Origin of the sequence: uncultured Agathobaculum sp., from assembly GCF_963927765.1 — a bacterium.
In the GTDB taxonomy this organism is placed as follows: Bacteria; Bacillota; Clostridia; order Oscillospirales; family Butyricicoccaceae; genus Agathobaculum.
Genome location: NZ_CAWVCU010000011.1, coordinates 1 through 3,184, shown reverse-complemented (window position 1 = coordinate 3,184; position 3,184 = coordinate 1). Strand labels below are relative to the sequence as shown.

3 protein-coding genes are annotated in these 3,184 nt (G+C 52.3%); all 3 read left to right on the top strand.

The features are described from left to right. Nucleotides 1-192: 192 nt before the first annotated feature. The 3 genes from iolE to ABGT74_RS00625 all read left to right on the top strand — a co-directional run bounded on the left by iolE (nucleotide 193) and on the right by ABGT74_RS00625 (nucleotide 2,770). Nucleotides 193-1,092 (top strand): myo-inosose-2 dehydratase, encoded by a 900-nt coding sequence (gene iolE / locus ABGT74_RS00635; RefSeq protein ID WP_346704047.1) that lies wholly within the window; start codon nucleotides 193-195, stop codon nucleotides 1,090-1,092. 56 nt (nucleotides 1,093-1,148) lie between these two features. Next, entirely contained in the window at nucleotides 1,149-2,165 is a 1,017-nt protein-coding gene (locus tag ABGT74_RS00630) for a Gfo/Idh/MocA family oxidoreductase (protein WP_297283625.1), read from the top strand. 278 nt (nucleotides 2,166-2,443) lie between these two features. Then, nucleotides 2,444-2,770 (top strand): helix-turn-helix domain-containing protein, encoded by a 327-nt coding sequence (locus ABGT74_RS00625; RefSeq protein WP_346704046.1) that lies wholly within the window; start codon nucleotides 2,444-2,446, stop codon nucleotides 2,768-2,770. The last annotated feature ends 414 nt before the right edge of the window (nucleotides 2,771-3,184 follow it).

The window sequence follows — 3,184 nt, the reverse complement described above, 5'->3', positions numbered from 1 at the left end:
CGTGCGGCGCGCCGCTTCCAAGGCACTGTTTGATATTGAATCTGCGCATTTACCCAGCGTTTTTCTTTATTTTATCTCCTGTGCACACTTTTTTGAACAAACCCAAGAAGTTGAAAGAAAAGACGCATGCAGACTGCTACACTGTAACCAGTAAGCAAGACCGCCACACATCAAACGAAAGGAAGGAATCCCATGTTAGATCCGAATAAAGTCAAAATCGGTATCGCCCCGATTGCATGGACCGAGGACGATATGCCCGAAATGGGCGCGGAGAACAGCTTTCTCCAAACCATCAGTGAAATCGCGCTGACCGGCTATGTCGGCACCGAGATCGGCTGCCAGTACCCGCGTGACCCCGCCATCTTGAACAAGGAATTCAGCCGCCGCGGCATTTCCGCCATCACTGCATGGATCAGCACATACTTAAACGAGCAGCCGCTTTGGTGGAACGAGCGTGCCTTTGTTGACCACATGAATTTCCTGAAGGCCATCGGCGCGACAGTCATCAACACCTCGGACCAGTCCTTCTCCATCCAACACCAGTGGAACACCCCGCTTGCCTACAAGAAGGTGCTCAACGACGATGAGTGGGAAGTGCTCACCAAGGGGCTCAACCACCTCGGCAAGATCGCTTATGACAACGGCATGAAGATCGTCTACCACCATCACATGACGACCACCGTACAGACCACCGCGGAGATCGACCGCATGCTCGCCATGACTGATCCGAAGTATGTCAGCATGATCTACGACACCGGCCACCTGACCTTCTCCGGCGAGGACCCGATCGAAATCCTCAAGAAGCACCACGACCGCATCGGCCATGTCCATCTCAAGAATGTGCGCAAGCCCGCCATGGACAAGTGCTACGCGGAAAACAAGAGCTTCCTGCGTTCGATCCCGGAAGGCGTGTTCACCGTACCGGGTGACCCGGAGGGCTGCGTGGACTTCCCGACCGTGTTTAAGCTGCTCGACCAATACAACTACGAGGGCTGGCTGGTCGTGGAAGCGGAGCAAGACCCGGCCAAGGCCAACCCGCTGGAATATGCACGCATGGCACGCGCCTACGTCAAAGAGCATACCGGTCTTTGATCCGGTGCCCCACGCAAACAGAACATTCAAATTTTGAAATAAAGGAGCGAATCCCTATGAAAAAGCTGAAAATCGGTATCATCGGCGTTGGTCGTCTGGGCTATGAGCATGCCTGCAACATCGCAAACCGCGTACCCGGTTCTGAGCTGGTCGCGATTGCAGACGCAAACTTTGACCGCGCCAAGCAGGTCGCTGCTGAGCTGGGCGTTACCGCAGTGTATAACGATCCCAAGGCGCTGTGCGAGGACCCGAACGTCGAGGCAGTCGCAATCATCACCAACACCGCATCCCATGTGGAAATGATCAAGCTCGCAATGGATGCCGGTAAGCATGTATTCTGCGAAAAGCCGCTGGCTGACACGGTTGAGAAGTGCAAGGAAGCGGAAAAGATCATCGCCGCGCACCCGGACCTCATCTTCATGCTGGGCTTTATGCGCCGCTACGACCACTCCTACCAGGTGGCCAAGAAGAAGATGGAAAACGGCGACATCGGCGACGTAATTCTGGTACGCTGCTACTCGCAGGACCCCATCTCCATCATCGAGGGCACACTGGAATACGCACCTCGCTCCGGCGGCCAGTTCATCGACATGTCCATCCATGATTTCGACCTGATCCGCTGGCTGACCGGTTCCGAGCCGAAGAAGCTGTGGGCGATTGGCGGCTGCTATGAATTCAAGCAGTACAAGGATTGGGACGACGGCGACAACGTCTCCGGCCTGATGCAGATGGAGAACGACGCGATGGCGTTCTTCTTTGCCGGCCGCGCGGCAGCGCATGGTTCGCACGTGGAGACCGAGATTGTCGGCACCCGCGGCACGCTGCGTATTGCTTCTGTACCGACCGATTCTCTGGTCGAGGTCATGAGTAAGCACGGCGTATGCCGCGAATGCTATCAGGACTTTATCACCCGCTGGCATGACGCTTACATCACCGAAATCGAAGAGTTCTGCGACTGTGTCGCAAATGGCCGCAAGGCGACCCCGGGCGTTATCGACGGCACCCAGTCCACCAAGATCGCATTCCGCTGCAAGGAATCTTTCCTCAAAAACGAACTGCTGTCACTGGAATAATCCCTCACACTCATTCCCAAATCATCCCTATCCTCTTATGATACTTTGATATGCTGAAAAGGCAGAAGGACGAAGCAAATGTGCTTCGTCCTTCTGTCGTTATTAAGTAATTACGAGGACGCTGTGTACAAAGCATTGATGAATATTATTCACATACGTCCATACTTTCTTCTCTAGAAAGCTATATAGGAATGCATCCAAACGGCTGTCCTAGCAGCATAAGGGTTCACCGAAAAGGTATTATAGAGGGGCCATTATTAAACGCAAGACTTCGTTATATGCAGTTAACAAAAGAATTACCAGCTTGTCCGGTGGAAACAATCCTAATGCTGATTGGTGACAAATGGAAAGTCCTGATTCTGCGTGACTTAATACCTGGGACAAAACGGTTTGGAGAACTAAAGAAATCCATTGGAAGTGTGTCGCAAAAAGTGTTGACAGCACAACTCCGGGATATGGAAGAAAAAGGGCTAGTCAGCCGAAAAGTGTATGCCGAAGTTCCTCCTCGAGTCGAGTACAGTTTAACCGAGATTGGGGAAAGCCTGAAACCCATTCTGGACGCTATGTGGACATGGGGAGAATACTATAAGGCGCAAAACAGTTAGCATTGTTATGGCATCCTCCACAAGAATTCGCGAAAGCAGGTGTGTTTTGCGTCTACATTCTGTGATAGATCCTGACTAGTACAGCTTGGTGTCCGCCCTTTGTATCTCCAATATGTGTTATATCGTTGGACAATAGGATCGCTGTGCAGCCGTTCCCTGCATGAGAGAGCAAAAAAGAGGTGCAGACAGCGCACAGGCTGTCTGCACCTACAAAACGAGCAGTGATAGGTTTTACCGCGAGGCAGTCCGAATCACACAGGCCATCGGGAGAGCAGCACCTTTCTCCCATTGTTGTTATGGACACGCTATTTTAAGAACCATTTAATCTTTCAGCCATTCCTCAAAGCGTTCCAGCGAGATTTCGCCAGTCTGACAGGCATCACGGTGCTTTTTTGCCTCTTCCGTCCAGGCATT